Genomic DNA, 13,869 nt, shown 5'->3' with positions numbered 1-13,869 from the left:
CGACGGTTTGACGACGCGCTGCGCACTCGTCGGGGGCAGCTTTTTCGAAAGCGTGCCGCCCGGTGCAGACGCGTACATGCTCAAACAGGTGCTGCATGACTGGCAGGACGACAAAGCAGCGCTGATCCTACGCAACTGCCGGCGTGCGATGAGTGAGAACGCGGTGCTGCTCGCGATCGAGATGGTCGTCCCTGACGACGCCGGCCCCTCGCTCGCCAAGCTGTCAGACATCGAAATGCTGGTATGCACCGGCGGGCGCGAGCGCACGCTGGCTGAATACGATGCATTGTTCGCCGGCGCGGGACTGCGCCGGACCGCGGCGCACGAGACGCGCTCGCCGTTCACGCTCATCGAGGCGCGTGCGATCTGATGCAGTGTGCCGTGATATGAGACGGATCGGGCTGCTCGTCAGCGTGTTTTTCCTCCTCAACGCCGGGGTGGCTCAGGCTGCGGTGCATCAGATCGACGCAACGCGGTCGAAGATGACGGTCTACGTCTATCGCAGCGGACTGTTCGCGTTCGCCGCAGATAACCATCAGATCAACGCGCCGATCGGTTCGGGCGAGTTCGACGATCCGCTGACGTCCGTGTCGTTGGTCGTGCCCGCCGCGCAGCTGACGGTGGTCGACCCGCGAAGCTCCGCCGACCGGCGATCGCAGGTCCAGGCCAAGATGCTCGGGCCGGACGTGCTCGACAGCGCCCGCTATCCGACGATCGAGTTCAAATCGACGAGCATCGAGGGTTCAGCGGATAAAGGCTGGTCCGTCAGCGGCCTGCTTGCGCTCCATGGTACGGTACGCCCCATCGTCGTGAGCGCGACCGAGAGCGGCGGTCATTTCCACGGTACCGTGTGGCTCAAGCAGACCGATTTCGGCATCAGCCCGATCACGCTCGTGGGCGGCACCGTCAAAGTGAAGAACGACGTCAGGATAGACTTCGACATCGTCGCTCTCTAAAGCACGGATCAAGCGGCGATCTGTTCAAGAACGCGGCTGAGGCGCGCATTGACGTCGGCGGCGGTCGCGCTGAGCTCGGGCCGTCCGACCACATCCAAGAGCACTCGCGCGTCGATGGCGGAGACGATCACGCCCGACGCCTCTTGCTGGACGACGACGTTGCACGGCAGCAGCAGCCCGAGCTGGCTCTCGGCGCACAGCGCCTCGTGGGCGAGGGTGGGGTTGCACGCGCCCAGGATCACGTAGGGCCGAAAATCCGCGCCGATTTTCTCTTTGAGAGTCCGCGACACGTCGATCTCGCACAGCACGCCGAAGCCCTCCGCCTTCAGAAGCTCTTTTGCGCGCGCGACCGCCGCTTCGAACGGCAGATCCGTAGCGACGACGTTACCGTAGCGGGGCTTGGCGATCATGGAGTCCTCCTTGAGAGCTCGTCGGTGCGACAGCGAGGTGTTCGGCGAACCAGGCGCTCGCGAGCTCGGCGACCTGGTCAAGCGTACCGGGCTCCTCGAAGAGATGGGTGGCATGCGCGACGATCGAGATCGTGACCTCACCTGGGATGAGGCGCGCGGCCCGTTCGTTGAGCGCTAACACGGTGGCGTCGTGCGCGCCGACGATGAGCAACGTGGGCGCGCGAACGCGCGACAACGCCGCGCCGGCAAGATCGGGTCGCCCACCGCGCGATACGACGGCGCGCACCACGTTCGGCCGGTCCGCCGCCACCATCAGCGCCGCAGCGGCCCCCGTGCTCGCACCGAACAGCCCCACCGGGAGCCCGCGCACGTCGGGATCGAGCCGGCTCCAGTCGACCGCACCCGCCAGCCGCAGCGCAAGCAGCGGGATATCGAAGCGCAGCGCCGCAGTGTCGCGGTCGTAGGCTTCCTCAGGCGTCGTGAGCAGGTCGAACAGCAGCGTCGCCAAGCCTGCGGCCTGCAGCACGCTTGCGACGTGCTGGTTGCGCTTGCTGTGCCGGCTGCTGCCGCTGCCATGGGCGAAGATGACGATGCCGCTCGGCTGCGCGGGAACGTCGAGCAGCCCGTCGAGCTGAAGCGCTCCGATCGGGAGGATGACGGCGCGCGATGTGCCGGGAGATCCTTTCGCGGACGACATCCGGCTAGACGCCGCTGGGGAACGTCTCGGGCACTTCCCCATCGTCCCATGCGTTGCCGCGCTCGAGCGGCCGGACCGCGCGCGTCCGGTCGAAATGCACGACGCCATCGAATTGGTCGGTCAGCTGCGCGTGGAAGTAATGGCTTTGCCGCTCGGTATCCGGCCGGTAGACGACGCCCACCGCGCGTTCCAGAAACGGCCCGTGCAGCGATGCGATCGCCGGATGTTGCGACCGCAGGTCGACGAAGAACGCCGGCACGCCGGTCTGGTGGAAGATGGATTCATAGCTGCCCTTGCTGCCGGGGCGCAGGCGCTTATGTTCGACCGGCGCGTGCCAATCCGACGCTGCGCTGACCCAACCGTCGTAGGTCGTGAACCCGAGGTGATAGGTCAACATCGGATGCCGCCGGCGCATGAGCTGACCGATGTTGAGCTCACCCCGCGCGCCCATGTCGGTCGCGCTTGCGTCGCCGACGTGCGAGTTGTGCGCCCAGACGACGATTTTCGCGTGGCGGGTGCGGCGGATCACGAAGTCGGCAAGCCGCTCCAGCGTCTCGACCATATGCGTGTCGCGGAAATTCCATGAGGAGACGCGCGGATCGAGCATCGTACGGTAGTAGCGCTCGGCGTTCTTGGCGACGCGCGCATTCTCCTCAGCGTAGAAGAAGTCGTCATCAGCGATGCGGCCATCGCGAGCCACCAAGTCGGCGGCGCGGCGGCGCATCTCTACCAGCTGCTCCACGACCGCAGGCTCGCACGATGCGAAAAGTCCAGCCGACACGGCATACGCATACGACTCGGCGTCGGGCCCGAACAGATCGAAGCAGGCGTAGCGTTCTCGTGCGCGCCGGGCGCCGTCCGGATCGACCCTCTCCAGGTATGCGATCACCGCGTCGATCGAGGCGTGCAAGCTGTACAGATCGAGCCCATAAAACCCGGTCTTCGCGGCGTCCGACCGTCCCTCGTTGTGCGCGCGCAGCCAGCCCACGAACTCGAGCACGTCGGCATTGCGCCACATCCATGTCGGGAAGCGCTCGAAGCCGCCAAGCGCATCGATGGCCTCGGCGTCGCCGCCGCGGCCGCGGACGAAGCGATTGACGCGGTAGGCGTCGGGCCAATCCGCCTCGACGGCGACCGCGTTAAACCCCTTTTCTTTGATCAGACGCACGGTGATCGCCGCGCGCTCGCGATAGAACTCGTGCGTGCCGTGCGTCGCTTCCCCAAGCAAGACGTACGGCGCGTCGCCGATCGCATCGAGCAGCTGGTCGTGATCGGCGGGTGTTCCGTCGAGCGCTCTCACCTGCGTGGCGAGCCGCTGCGCGATCAGCGCTTCATCGCCGCGCATCATGTGGCGGACTCGCGTTCTGCCGCCGACTTGGCCAACAGCTCGCGCACTTCGTCGTCGGTCACTTGGGAGAAATCGGCATACCACGCGCCGACGGCGTAGAACGGTTCGGGCATCATCGCGCAGATGACGTCGGCTTGGCCGCTGAGATCGGCGCACGCGTCAGACGAAGCGACCGGTACCGCCACGACGATCCGCCGCGCCCTGCGGCGCTGGACGGCTTGGACGGCCACCGACATGCTCTGTCCGGTCGCCAGGCCGTCGTCCACCAAGATCACCGTGCGGTTTTCGAGATCGGGGAACTTGCGGTGGTCGCGGTACGTCCGCTCGCGCCGCTCGAGCTCGCGTTGTTCCGAACGTGCCACCGCCAGCATCTCTTGCGGGGTCAGATCGAGGTGGCGGATGAGCTCGGTGTCCAGCGAATATGCGCCGCCGCTGGCGATGGCGCCCATCGCGAGCTCCTCGTGGCCTGGGACGCCGAGCTTGCGCACCGACAACACGTCGAACGGCGCCTTAAGCTTGCTCGCGATCTCGTAGCCGACCGGAACGCCGCCGCGGGGCAACGCCAGCACCACCACGTCATCGCGGTGTGCGAACTCGCCGACCTGCTCGGCCAGCGCCTTGCCCGCCGCGCGCCGGTCAGAGAAGGGCTTCGTCACCACGCTTCTATTGTGCTCGCGCAGGCCTGCTTCGCGTATGAACTTTCGGTGAAGCGCCTTCACACGCAGCGCTTCCAGGCGCGGTATGATCGTCGCGACCATGCTGGGCCAATTGAGCGAGGACGAGATCGAGGACGTGCTCGAGCGCGAGTTCTTGGGCCGCATCGGATGCCACGCGGACGATCGGACCTATGTCGTGCCGGTGACCTACGTCTACGAGAACGGCGCGGTCTATGGGCAAAGCGCGGAAGGACTCAAACTGCGCATGATGCGCGCCAACCCGCATGTCTGTTTCGAGGTCGACCGCATGGACGACTTGGCCAGCTGGCGCAGCGTGATCGCGTGGGGGCGATTCGAGGAACTGCGCGGCGCGCACGCCGATCACGGCCTCGCCCTGCTCATGGCGCGTCTGCTGCCGGTCGTCGTGACGAACGAGACGAGCCACCCGGCGAAGAGCCTCACACACCAATACCGGGCAAAGGAAGAAGGCCTGGCGGCGGTCGTCTACCGCATCGTGCTAACGGAGAAGACCGGCCGCTTCGAACGCCGCTGAATCTGGCCGCCTGCCCTAAGGCCCCATGGCCATTCCAAAAAGAGCGAACGGTCCGGCCGACACGAGGAACGAGAGCGTCGGAGTGCTCGCGGCCGAAAACGGCGGGGAATAGACGGTCACCGTCGCGTTTGAGAGGTTTCCGACATACAAGTTGCCCGCTGAATCCAGCAACACTGCTTCCGGCGTGTTCACGCCTGTCGTGATCGAAAAGGCGGGCGCGCTCGAACCAGTCAGCGGAAGCGCGTATACGTCGACGGTCCCTGTCGGCCCGCTCACGCTGGCCACGAACAGCTGCGTGCTGCTCACCGCGATCTTCCGATAAATCGTGCCTGCGGCGGCGGGAGTGACAACAGCGGGAGCGCCGGTATATGGCGGCGCGAAGACGAAGATATTAGAACCCCCGCTCACGGCGTTGCTGACATACAGGTTCCCGCTCGCGTCAAACGCGGTTCCTACCGCTCCGGTCAACCCTGCCCCGGTCGCCGATCCTGCCACAACGCTCGCGTTGGTGAATGGCGGGTCGAAGATGTTCACCGTCGTCGCAGTACTGCCGGCGTAGAGATCGCCGCCCAAGAACTGCAGCTGTCCGTTGTCGGGGGCGGTGCCGTTCTTGAAAGCGGCGGTGGGCACGCTTGACGCGGTGAGCGGCGGCGGGTAGTAGGTAAGGTTACCGGAAAAATCCCCAGCGGCCAGACCGAGGCCGCTCGAGTCGATCGCGATCGCGACCGTGTTGTTCGCGGCAATGGTGAAGTTGGGCGTCGAGACGCTGGTCAAGGGAAGCGTGTACTGGCGGATGCCTCCCGGAGTGTTGTCGTTCGCGATGTAGAGATGCGTGAGGACCGGCGGTGCGGTGGGCATCGGCGAGGTGGAACTGCCGCTGCAGCCGGCGAGAACCAGCACCAACGGCAGCCAAAGAGCAGAGCCTTTCCGTTTCATCTCGCGTCCTACTTCCCTTTGAAATCCGCGGCGCGTTTCTCTAGGAAGGCCTTCGTGCCTTCTCTTGCGTCCGCGGTCGCACTGATCTTGCCGAACTCTTCGGCTTCAAGGTCGAGCCCCGCATGCAGGTCCATCTGCAGACCTTTATGGATGAGGCGCTTGGTCGCCGCGATCGCCAGCGGCCCCTTGGACGCGATGACCTTGGCGAGACGCTTGGCTTCCGGCATCAGCTGATCGGGCGGAAAGACCTTCTCGACCAGGTTGGCCTGTTTCGCTTCTTGGGCGCCGATCTGCTCGCCCGACAGCAGCAGATACGATGCCATGCCCTGCCCGACCAATCTGGGCAGGCGCTGCGAGCCGCCAAAACCGGCGACGATGCCGAGGTTCACTTCGGGCTGACCGAGCTTGGCGTTGCTCGATGCAAGGCGTATGTCTCCGGCCATCGCCAGCTCGAGCCCGCCGCCCAAGGCGTAGCCGTTGATCGCCACGATCACCGGCAAGCGCGAGTGCTCGATTTTGTGTCCTACCTCATGACCTGCCTTCGCTTTGCTCTTGCCGGCATTCGAGTCCGCAAGCGCCGCCAGTTCGCCGATGTCGGCGCCCGCCACGAAAGCGCGGTCGCCAGCGCCGGTGATGATGACCGCCAGCACGCTGCGGTCGGCCTCGAGCTCGTCGAAGAGTTTTGACAGCTCGGAGAGCACCGTCTCGTTAAGTGCGTTGAGCACCTTGGGCCGGTTGACGGTGACGATCGCGACGGGGCCGTCGCGCTCGACGAGCAATGTTTCGAACGCCATGATCTCTCCCGTTTCAGGTGTAGTCGTAAAAGCCTTTGCCGGACTTGCGGCCGTGATGACCGGCCAACACCATGCGCTTGAGCAGCGGCGGCGCCGCGAACATCGGATCTTTGAACTCATCGAACATGATCTGCGCGATGTAGTAGGTGGTGTCAAGGCCCACGAAATCGAGCAGCGTCAACGGCCCCATCGGATGGCCGCAGCCGAGCTTCATGCCTTCGTCGATGTCTTCTTTAGATGCGAGCCCCTGTTCGTAGACCCGGATCGCATAGAGCAGATACGGCACGAGCAGGCGATTGACGACGAAGCCAGGCGTGTCTTGCGCCAAGATCGGGACCTTCCCCAACTTCTTGGCGAACGCATACAGCGTGTCGATCGTCTCCTGGCTGGTGACGATCGTCTTGACGACCTCGACGAGCTTCATGAGGGGTACCGGATTGAAGAAGTGGAGGCCCGCGATCTGCTTGGGCCGCTTGGTCGCCGCCGCCATCTCGATGACGCATAGGCTTGACGTATTCGAGCAGATGATCGCGTGCGGCGCCAGCAGCGCATCGAGCTTGGCGAACAGCTCTTTCTTGGCCGGCATGTTCTCGACGATCGCCTCGATCACGAGATCGCAGCCCTTGAGGTCGTCGACGTTGGTGGACGTCTTGAGCCTGGCAAGCGTAGCGTCGCGCTCGTCGGATTTTATCGAACCTTTCTCGACGAATTTGTCGAGGGATTTCTTGATGCCGGCGAAACCCTTGTCGAGCGCGGCCTGTACGGCCTCGACGGCCACGACGTCGTAACCCGCTGTGGCGGCGACCTGCGCGATGCCGGAGCCCATCAGCCCAAGGCCGCAAACGCCGACCTTCTTGATCTCTGCCATCAGTCAAAGAGCCTTTCTACGGTGAACTCGACCGCTCCATAGCGTGTCAAGCGCGGTAGGGCGGGAGTTCGCAGCGCGGCGGCTTATCCTTTCTGTAGCCCAACGCGTACTCGGCCTGCATGATCTTCTGGATCTCGCGCGTGCCTTCATAGATGACGCTGCCGCGCGAGTTGCGCAGGAAGCGCGCGACCGGGTATTCATCCGAAAAGCCATACGCGCCGTGGATCTGCATCGCGTCGTCGGCCGCGCCATTGGCCGCGTCGGTGGCATACCATTTCGCCAGCGCCGTCTCGCGCGTGTTGCGCCGGCCCAGATTCTTGAGCCATCCGGCGCGCAAGTACAGGAGCCGCGCGGCATCGTAGGCCAGCACCATCCGCGCGATCATCTCTTGCACGAGCTGGTGCTTGCCGATCTCGACGTCGAAGGTGCGGCGCTCCTTCGCGTACTTGACCGACGCGTCGAGCGCCGCGCGGATGAGGCCGGTGGCGCCGGACGCGACCGTATAGCGCCCGTTCTCAAGACACGTCATCGCGATGTAGAAACCCTCGCCCTCTTCGCCCAGACGATTGGCCGCCGGCACGCGCAGATCGGCGAAAGCGAGCCCGCCGGTGTCCCCCGCGCGCACGCCGTACTTGTCGTGCAGCGAGTGCGAGTGCAATGCTTCGCCCGACGTCGCGCGCTCGATGACGAAGGCGCTGATGCCATGCTTCCCCTTGTCCGGCGCCGTTTTCGCGAACACCAGGAACGTGTCGGCCTGTGTCGCGCATGAGATCCAGATCTTGGAGCCGTTGAGGATGTATGAGTCGCCGTCGCGACGTGCGGTCGAGCGCATCGCGGCCACGTCGGAACCCGCATCTGGTTCGGTGAGCCCGAATGCACCGAGCTTCTCACCGGACGCGAGGGGGCGCAGCAAGCGCTGTTTCTGCTCTTCGCTACCCCATTGATAGATGCCGCAGCCGGCCAAGCCGATGTGCACCGACATCATCGTCCGCAATGAGGTGTCGCAATACTCAAGCTCCTCGCAGACAAGGCCGAGGCTGACGTAGTCCAGGCCCGCGCCGCCGTATTTCTCGGGAAAGGGCAAACCGACGATACCGAGCTTGGCGAGTTTGGCGAACGCGCCAGGCAGCGGCGTGCCGGCGCTGTCGCAGCGGGCGACGTCGGGCAGGATCTGGTCAGACAGATACGTCCGCACCGTGTCGGCCAGAACGCGCTGCTCCGACGTCAACTCAAAATCGACCATGGCAGCGCATTCCGTCACTCGCGACAGGCACCCTCTGGCAGCGCGCAGAATGCGCGCTGCTCATGTCGCAGCGCATCGCCTTTCTCGCTTGCGCGTTGCTGGCGCTGGCCGCGTGCACGAAGATCTCGTCGTCAAGCGGACCACAGACCGTGGGTCGAACCGATGCCGGCGTGCTGCGCATCTCGGACATCTCAGACCCCTCGACGCTGGATCCCATGCTCACCGGCGCCGACGTCGCCTATCAACTCGCCAGCTATTCGCTCGAATACCTCGTCCAGCTCGACGGCAACGGCGAGCTGACACCGGTGCTCTGCGAACGCGTGCCCACCATCGAGAACGGCGATATCAGCAAGGACGGCTTGACGATCACCTACCATCTGCGCAAGGGCGTCACGTGGCAGGACGGTGTCGCATTCACCTCGGCCGATGTGGCCGCGACTTGGAAACAGGTGATGAACCCGGCGAACCCGGTCATCATCCGCACCGGATATGAGGTCATCGAGCGCATCGACACGCCGGACAGATGGACGGCGGTTCTCCACCTCAAACAGCCATACGCGCCGCTGACCACCCGCTTCTTGGCGGGCATCCAAGAGGGACCGATCCCGGTGTTGCCGGCGCACATCATCGCGGGCGAGAAAGACCTAGTACACTCGCCGCTCAACAACAAACCGGTCGGGACCGGCCCCTTCATCGTCCAGTCGTGGGAACACAACGGACGCCTGGTCTATATCGCCAATCCTCATTACTGGCGCGGCACGCCCAAGCTGCGCGAGATCATCTTCCAGGCGCAGCCGAGCCAGTCGACGGAGATCATCGGCTTTCGCACGGGCGAACTCGATGCGGATTTCGACACCGGCCCGGCCGATCTGCCCAGCTACGAGCTGCTCGATAAGATGCGCATCTCGCGCTCGCCGAGCCTGCGGCTGGCGGTCGTCGTGATGAACGCCGCGGTCGGTCATCCGCTGGCCGACAAGCGGTTGCGCCATGCTATCGCCTATGCGATCAACCGGCACGAGACGCTGCACAAGATCATACACGACGTCGGCGTGATGGCCGACGAGTTCTTGCCGGCGTGGTCGTGGGCGTACACGCCTGACGTGCCGCGCTACGATTACGATCCGCGCGAGTCCGACGCGTTGCTGGACGCGGCAGGATGGAAGCCCGGCCCGGACGGCATCCGCGAGAAGGACGGGCAGCGGCTCACCGTGGTGATCATCGGCAGCATCGGCAGCGACAGCACCAAGCGGTTCAATACCGTGCTGCAGTCGTATCTGAGAGCGGTCGGCATCGAAGCCATCATCAAGGACTACCCATATGGGATCGTCTTCGACTACGATGGCCCGATCCGCCAAGGCCGCTACGACATCGCTTCATACACGTACAGCGTCAACTACGATCCCTCGGCGCTGCAAGACGACGGCTGCGATCAGTTCGCGCCTGCGGGCGCGAACGAGTCACGTTTGTGCGATCCACAGGTCGACCGCCTCGAGCGCCAGGCGCTAGCGATCTACGACCGCTCCAAACGCAGGCCGATGTACGCGCAGATCGAGCGCCTGCGCATGGACGACCTCGGCACGTTCCCGTTATATTATCGCGACCGCGTCGGCGTCGTGACGGATGATCTAGACGGCTACGTGCCGTCGCGCGGCATCATGCCCAATTGGAACGCCTGGCAGTGGAGCTTGCGTTAGCGGACTCGAACTCGCGACCGCACGCCGGAGGAATACGCGGCGACCCTCGCGACTATTACGAAACCTAAATCTCTCCGCTTATCAGTGGGGTCATAATGGGGATACCGTCACTTTCCGCAGACCCTGCGCTTCGATAACGGCGCAGAGCTGACCAGTCATGCAATGCTGCGCTGGGGCGCTGAACGCGGCATCGAACTGCACTTCATCGATCCCGGCAAGCCGATCCAAAACGCACACGTCGAATCGCTCAACGGCAGAACGCGGGATGAGTTCTTAAACCTGCATACGTTCGTGACGCTCGATCAGGCCCGAGACGCAGCCGCAACCTGGCTGCTTGACTACAACGAAGTACGACCGCACAGTTCGCTCGGCGACCGCACGCCGAAGGAGTTCGCGGACACGATCACAACTATCAAGCTCTCACAGGAATCAGCTGCCTGAAAAACGACCTCAGGTCACTCCGCCGGACGTTTCACGACATACCGGACGTTTCCATTGGCGCCCGAGGGGGTGGCCGATTGTGGGGGTGTTCCCTATTAACCCTTCCCTAAACTTGGCGTTGCCATCAGGCACCGAAAGTCTTGGCTACTACGGTGAGTACTATGTTCGCGCTAGTGCGTGGGAGTCGGTTCTTGCTCCGACGGCTTTGCGTGGAAGCCGACGAAATCTTCGGCCATGAACACGCCGTTGGGTCCGACCGCGATGCCGATGCCCACGGCGTTGTAATTGTCGGATAGGATATTGCGCCGATGGCCGTCGTTGGGCGGCGTTTCGGCCATCATCGCCTCATCGAGCTTGACCAGCACCGCCCACAGCAGTTGCTGGTCGAGAACGGCCGGCGCCCGAAATCCGACGTTCTCGCCATAGTAGTCCGCTTTGCCGCCGAAATCCGCGTAGCGCGTCATCGGGAGCCGACCGGCGCTGTCCACATGCTCGAGCCGGCCCGACGCGAGCATCTGCTCCGCCTGATACTGGGCCGCCGTTTGCGCGATCTGATCCGTGCCGAGCTGACCGACGCCGTAGGCGGCGCGATCGCGGTTGAGCTCGATGGTCAACTGGATGCGGAGCGCGCCGAGCTCAGCGGCCGGCAGCGCGCCTTGCGCCGGAATGGCACCGAGATTTGACGCGATGAGCAGGGCCGCAAGCAACATTTCCATTATTGTCGGCCGATGAGCGAATCCGCCTTAGACCGCCGTCTCTTCCCTATCGCCCAGGACTGGGCGTACTGCGATCATGCAGCCGTCGGCCCGCTTCCGCTCCCGACGCGCGACGCATTGGTCCAGATCTACGACGCGCAAATGCGTTTGGGCAAGAACGGCATGGCGCCGGTCGAGGCGCGCAAGGACGCGGTGCGCGCTGCGGTCGCCGCGGCGATCAACGCGCAGCCTGGCGAGATCGCCTTCATGCGCGCCACCAGCGACGGAGCATTGCTAGCGGCAAACAGTCTCGACTGGCGCGACGGCGACGAGATCGTGCTGGCAGCCGACGAGTTCGGCGCCAACGCCTATCCCTGGTTGAACCTGCGCAGGCGCGGCGTGCGTATCGCGCTCGTGCGCGCTCCAGGCGACCGGGTCACGCCCGAGCTGCTCGAGCACACCGCAAGCAAGCGCACGCGCCTCGTCGCGGTCTCGTACGTCGGCTTCAACGACGGCTACCGCAACGACATCGTCGGCATCGGCCGCTGGTGCAGAGAGAGAGGAGCGCTGTTCGCGGTCGACGCGATGCAGGGCTTCGGAGCATTGCCGCTCGACGTGCGCGCCTGCAACGCGGACTTCGCCTATTGCGGGGGTGCGAAATGGCTGCTCTCGCCGCACGGCGTCAGTTTCGTGTACGTGCGCCGCGACCTCATCGAGCAGCTCTCGCCGGCGATGTCGTCGTGGAGATCGGTGCGCGATCCCATGCGCTTTTTGGAATACGAGCAGCCGCTGCATCCCGACGCTCAGCGCTTCGAGGGCGGTTCGCTCAACTATCCCGGCGTGGCGGCGCTCGGCGTGAGCCTCGAGGTGCTGACCAATGCCGGCTTGGACAGGATAGAAGAACACGTCCTACGCTTGACGGATCGGCTGATCGCCGGCGCGCAACAGGCGGGCATCGAAGTCGTGAGCGATGTGCGGCCGCACGCGCGCTCGGGCATCGTGGTGTTGAGCCTAGGCGCTCACCGGGTCGAGGAGCTGACCGCGCGGGCCGACGCGGCCAAGGTCGGCATCACCGTGCGCGCCAGCGGCGTGCGCGTGTCTCCGCATGGTTACAACTCGAATGCCGACGTTGACCGGGTGCTCGAGGTGTTGACGCGTTAAGGCCGGGTGTCACTGACCAAGCTGAGCAAGCGCGGCCTGAAGCGGCGCGTCTGATATCCGGATCGCGCCGCTATACGGCTGGTACATCTCCATGATCAGCCACATCGCGACCGACACCGACAGCGCGGCGGCGAAGAAACTCGCGATCACGGTCGGATTGGGCCGCGCGAAAAGGCCGGAGCTGACAAAGACGATCGTGAGCCAGACGATGAGCGCGACTATCAGCGGCAGCGGAATCGGCGTCGCGCGCTGCTCGTACATCAGCCAGCGCGCCTGCCCGATGGCCATCCCCACGCTGAGCGCTTGTCCTTTGAGGTCGCGTTGCTCTTGGGTCTTCGGAGCCAGGCTTTCCAGCTCATCGAAGAGCTTCGAAGAACCGGCGGAGCGCGGAAGCGCATCGACGAGGCCTGAGTGACCGGGCGACCACAGCTGGGTCAGCCATTGGCTGGTGGCGGCGCGCAGCTGCGCGCGTTCGACAGCGACCCCAGGACCGTAGTGCGCCAGCATCTGGTCGAGCAGCACGATGTTGGCGGACACCTGGGTCAGCTCCGAATTCTGCGTGTCGTAAAAGCTCTTGGCCGATGCGATGAGCAACCCGAGCACGAGCGCGACCATGGTCGCGACCACGCCCATTCCCAGTCTCACCACGTCCTTGGATTCCGCGTTGAGATGATCGGCGGGCAGCGCCGCGCTCACGCGCATGCCGAGCAGTGCGGCCCCGAAGACGCACGCAAAACCTAACAGGGCGATAGCGATAGGACTCACGATCACGCGGCCGCGTTCAGTATGTCGGCGCCCAAGTCCTACGAGAGGATGTTGACGGCGCGGGCGGCGACCAAGACGATGGTGAGCAGCGAGATCAGCGCCTCGATCGTCATCAAGACCTTCGCCCAGGTGCTCAACGGCATCGTGTCGGTCGGGCTAAAGGCCGTCGCATTGGTGAACCCGACGTACAAATAGTCCATGAATGACGGCAGCCATCCGACCGGCGCGCACGCCGGCGAGAGCATCTGCGGGAACATGAAGTCGGCCTCGCGGCGCGACGCATTGAGACGCACCTGAGGCCCGCCGCGGTCGAACTCCCAGAACCACAGCGCGAATACCAGGATATTGGTGAACCAGATCGCCGCCGCCGAGTACAGCAGTCCAAGTCCGTTCTCTTTCGGGACTCCGGTGACCAGCGCGCGTACGAGCAGCACAAGCGATGCGACGTTGGCGGCGTTGACCACGCCGATCAGCGTTATTCCGATCATGCGAAGCCAACGCGACGCGGTGTGCCCTTCGAAAAACGGGCCGACCGCGAGCAGGGGCAGGAGCAAGGCCGCGACAAGCGCCGGCATCAGCCAGCGCGGGCCAAGCGTCAGGTGCGGCGGCAACATGACGTAGAGGACCGTCGCCGCGATCGTCGCCAGCGAGG

The 13,869-nt window shown here is 64.6% G+C and carries 16 protein-coding genes and 1 pseudogene; 6 read left to right on the top strand and 11 right to left on the bottom strand.

The window, feature by feature from the left end; genetic code table 11:
- The coding region (locus VKF82_09225) for a methyltransferase (GenBank protein ID HME82244.1) at window positions 1–370 on the top strand (370 nt) is incomplete at its 5' end.
- 16 nt (window positions 371–386) lie between these two features.
- The gene (locus VKF82_09220) at window positions 387–956 is read left to right on the top strand and encodes a YceI family protein (GenBank protein HME82243.1); all 570 of its coding nucleotides are present in this window, start codon (window positions 387–389) and stop codon (window positions 954–956) included.
- An 8-nt stretch (window positions 957–964) separates the two neighbouring features.
- On the opposite strand, the gene VKF82_09215 is transcribed toward VKF82_09220, so the two are convergent.
- The 4 genes from VKF82_09215 to VKF82_09200 are packed head-to-tail and all read right to left on the bottom strand — an operon-like array spanning window position 965 to window position 4,169.
- Entirely contained in the window at window positions 965–1,366 is a 402-nt protein-coding gene (locus VKF82_09215; protein HME82242.1) for a DUF302 domain-containing protein, read from the bottom strand.
- On the bottom strand, window positions 1,341–2,063 hold the full coding sequence (locus VKF82_09210) for an alpha/beta family hydrolase (GenBank protein HME82241.1): 723 nt from the start codon (window positions 2,061–2,063) through the stop codon (window positions 1,341–1,343). The genes VKF82_09215 and VKF82_09210 overlap by 26 nt, the downstream gene beginning before the upstream one ends.
- A gap of 4 nt (window positions 2,064–2,067) precedes the next feature.
- Window positions 2,068–3,411, bottom strand: a complete 1,344-nt coding sequence (locus VKF82_09205; GenBank protein HME82240.1) for an erythromycin esterase family protein — start codon at window positions 3,409–3,411, stop codon at window positions 2,068–2,070.
- Window positions 3,408–4,169: a phosphoribosyltransferase family protein gene (locus VKF82_09200; GenBank protein ID HME82239.1), complete on the bottom strand. Its 762-nt coding sequence runs from the start codon at window positions 4,167–4,169 to the stop codon at window positions 3,408–3,410. The genes VKF82_09205 and VKF82_09200 overlap by 4 nt, the downstream gene beginning before the upstream one ends.
- Here VKF82_09200 and VKF82_09195 point away from each other — a divergent pair.
- Window positions 4,153–4,620 (top strand): pyridoxamine 5'-phosphate oxidase family protein, encoded by a 468-nt coding sequence (locus tag VKF82_09195; GenBank protein ID HME82238.1) that lies wholly within the window; start codon window positions 4,153–4,155, stop codon window positions 4,618–4,620. The genes VKF82_09200 and VKF82_09195 overlap by 17 nt on opposite strands.
- Before the next feature lie 15 nt (window positions 4,621–4,635).
- Here the strand turns inward: VKF82_09195 and VKF82_09190 are convergent, their stop codons facing one another.
- From VKF82_09190 to VKF82_09175, 4 genes are read right to left on the bottom strand one after another with little or no spacing between them, the layout of a single operon-like run.
- Window positions 4,636–5,556, bottom strand: coding sequence for a hypothetical protein (locus tag VKF82_09190; protein ID HME82237.1), 921 nt, complete (start codon window positions 5,554–5,556; stop codon window positions 4,636–4,638).
- Between the two features lie 8 nt (window positions 5,557–5,564).
- Complete coding sequence (locus tag VKF82_09185) at window positions 5,565–6,350, bottom strand: enoyl-CoA hydratase-related protein (protein HME82236.1); 786 nt, start codon at window positions 6,348–6,350, stop codon at window positions 5,565–5,567.
- Window positions 6,351–6,363: 13 nt separating this feature from the next.
- Entirely contained in the window at window positions 6,364–7,218 is an 855-nt protein-coding gene (locus VKF82_09180; protein HME82235.1) for a 3-hydroxybutyryl-CoA dehydrogenase, read from the bottom strand.
- Window positions 7,219–7,264: 46 nt separating this feature from the next.
- Window positions 7,265–8,461 carry an acyl-CoA dehydrogenase family protein gene (locus VKF82_09175; GenBank protein HME82234.1) on the bottom strand — a complete coding sequence of 399 codons (1,197 nt, stop codon included), beginning with the start codon at window positions 8,459–8,461 and terminating at the stop codon, window positions 7,265–7,267.
- A 62-nt stretch (window positions 8,462–8,523) separates the two neighbouring features.
- Between VKF82_09175 and VKF82_09170 the strand changes: the two genes are divergently transcribed.
- Window positions 8,524–10,155, top strand: coding sequence for a peptide ABC transporter substrate-binding protein (locus tag VKF82_09170; protein HME82233.1), 1,632 nt, complete (start codon window positions 8,524–8,526; stop codon window positions 10,153–10,155).
- Between the two features lie 132 nt (window positions 10,156–10,287).
- Window positions 10,288–10,596 (top strand): annotated as a pseudogene (locus VKF82_09165) (integrase core domain-containing protein).
- Window positions 10,597–10,766: 170 nt separating this feature from the next.
- On the opposite strand, the gene VKF82_09160 reads toward VKF82_09165, so the two are convergent.
- Window positions 10,767–11,306 carry a CAP domain-containing protein gene (locus VKF82_09160; protein HME82232.1) on the bottom strand — a complete coding sequence of 180 codons (540 nt, stop codon included), beginning with the start codon at window positions 11,304–11,306 and terminating at the stop codon, window positions 10,767–10,769.
- Window positions 11,307–11,324: 18 nt separating this feature from the next.
- On the opposite strand from VKF82_09160, the gene VKF82_09155 reads away from it, so the two are divergent.
- On the top strand, window positions 11,325–12,452 hold the full coding sequence (locus VKF82_09155) for an aminotransferase class V-fold PLP-dependent enzyme (protein HME82231.1): 1,128 nt from the start codon (window positions 11,325–11,327) through the stop codon (window positions 12,450–12,452).
- A gap of 9 nt (window positions 12,453–12,461) precedes the next feature.
- Here the strand turns inward: VKF82_09155 and VKF82_09150 are convergent, their stop codons facing one another.
- Both VKF82_09150 and VKF82_09145 read right to left on the bottom strand, forming a co-directional pair.
- Window positions 12,462–13,217 (bottom strand): hypothetical protein, encoded by a 756-nt coding sequence (locus VKF82_09150; GenBank protein HME82230.1) that lies wholly within the window; start codon window positions 13,215–13,217, stop codon window positions 12,462–12,464.
- Between the two features lie 38 nt (window positions 13,218–13,255).
- The coding region (locus tag VKF82_09145) for a hypothetical protein (GenBank protein ID HME82229.1) at window positions 13,256–13,869 on the bottom strand (614 nt) is incomplete at its 5' end.

Source organism: Candidatus Eremiobacteraceae bacterium (genome assembly GCA_035314825.1).
GTDB lineage: Bacteria > Vulcanimicrobiota > Vulcanimicrobiia > Eremiobacterales > Eremiobacteraceae > JAFAHD01.
The sequence above is the reverse complement of the archived record's forward strand: the minus strand, read 5'-3'. Positions and strand labels throughout refer to the sequence as shown.

Bases quoted from the DNA above. Each gene is read 5' to 3' on its own strand.
- VKF82_09175 (HME82234.1), bottom strand. From the start codon at position 8,461: ATGGTCGATTTTGAGTTGACGTCGGAGCAGCGCGTTCTGGCCGACACG.
- VKF82_09220 (HME82243.1), top strand. From the start codon at position 387: ATGAGACGGATCGGGCTGCTCGTCAGCGTGTTTTTCCTCCTCAACGCC.
- VKF82_09210 (HME82241.1), bottom strand. From the start codon at position 2,063: ATGTCGTCCGCGAAAGGATCTCCCGGCACATCGCGCGCCGTCATCCTC.
- VKF82_09215 (HME82242.1), bottom strand. From the start codon at position 1,366: ATGATCGCCAAGCCCCGCTACGGTAACGTCGTCGCTACGGATCTGCCG.
- VKF82_09180 (HME82235.1), bottom strand. From the start codon at position 7,218: ATGGCAGAGATCAAGAAGGTCGGCGTTTGCGGCCTTGGGCTGATGGGC.
- VKF82_09155 (HME82231.1), top strand. From the start codon at position 11,325: ATGAGCGAATCCGCCTTAGACCGCCGTCTCTTCCCTATCGCCCAGGAC.
- VKF82_09205 (HME82240.1), bottom strand. From the start codon at position 3,411: ATGATGCGCGGCGATGAAGCGCTGATCGCGCAGCGGCTCGCCACGCAG.
- VKF82_09160 (HME82232.1), bottom strand. From the start codon at position 11,306: ATGTTGCTTGCGGCCCTGCTCATCGCGTCAAATCTCGGTGCCATTCCG.
- VKF82_09185 (HME82236.1), bottom strand. From the start codon at position 6,350: ATGGCGTTCGAAACATTGCTCGTCGAGCGCGACGGCCCCGTCGCGATC.
- VKF82_09200 (HME82239.1), bottom strand. From the start codon at position 4,169: ATGGTCGCGACGATCATACCGCGCCTGGAAGCGCTGCGTGTGAAGGCG.
- VKF82_09190 (HME82237.1), bottom strand. From the start codon at position 5,556: ATGAAACGGAAAGGCTCTGCTCTTTGGCTGCCGTTGGTGCTGGTTCTC.
- VKF82_09170 (HME82233.1), top strand. From the start codon at position 8,524: ATGTCGCAGCGCATCGCCTTTCTCGCTTGCGCGTTGCTGGCGCTGGCC.
- VKF82_09195 (HME82238.1), top strand. From the start codon at position 4,153: ATGATCGTCGCGACCATGCTGGGCCAATTGAGCGAGGACGAGATCGAG.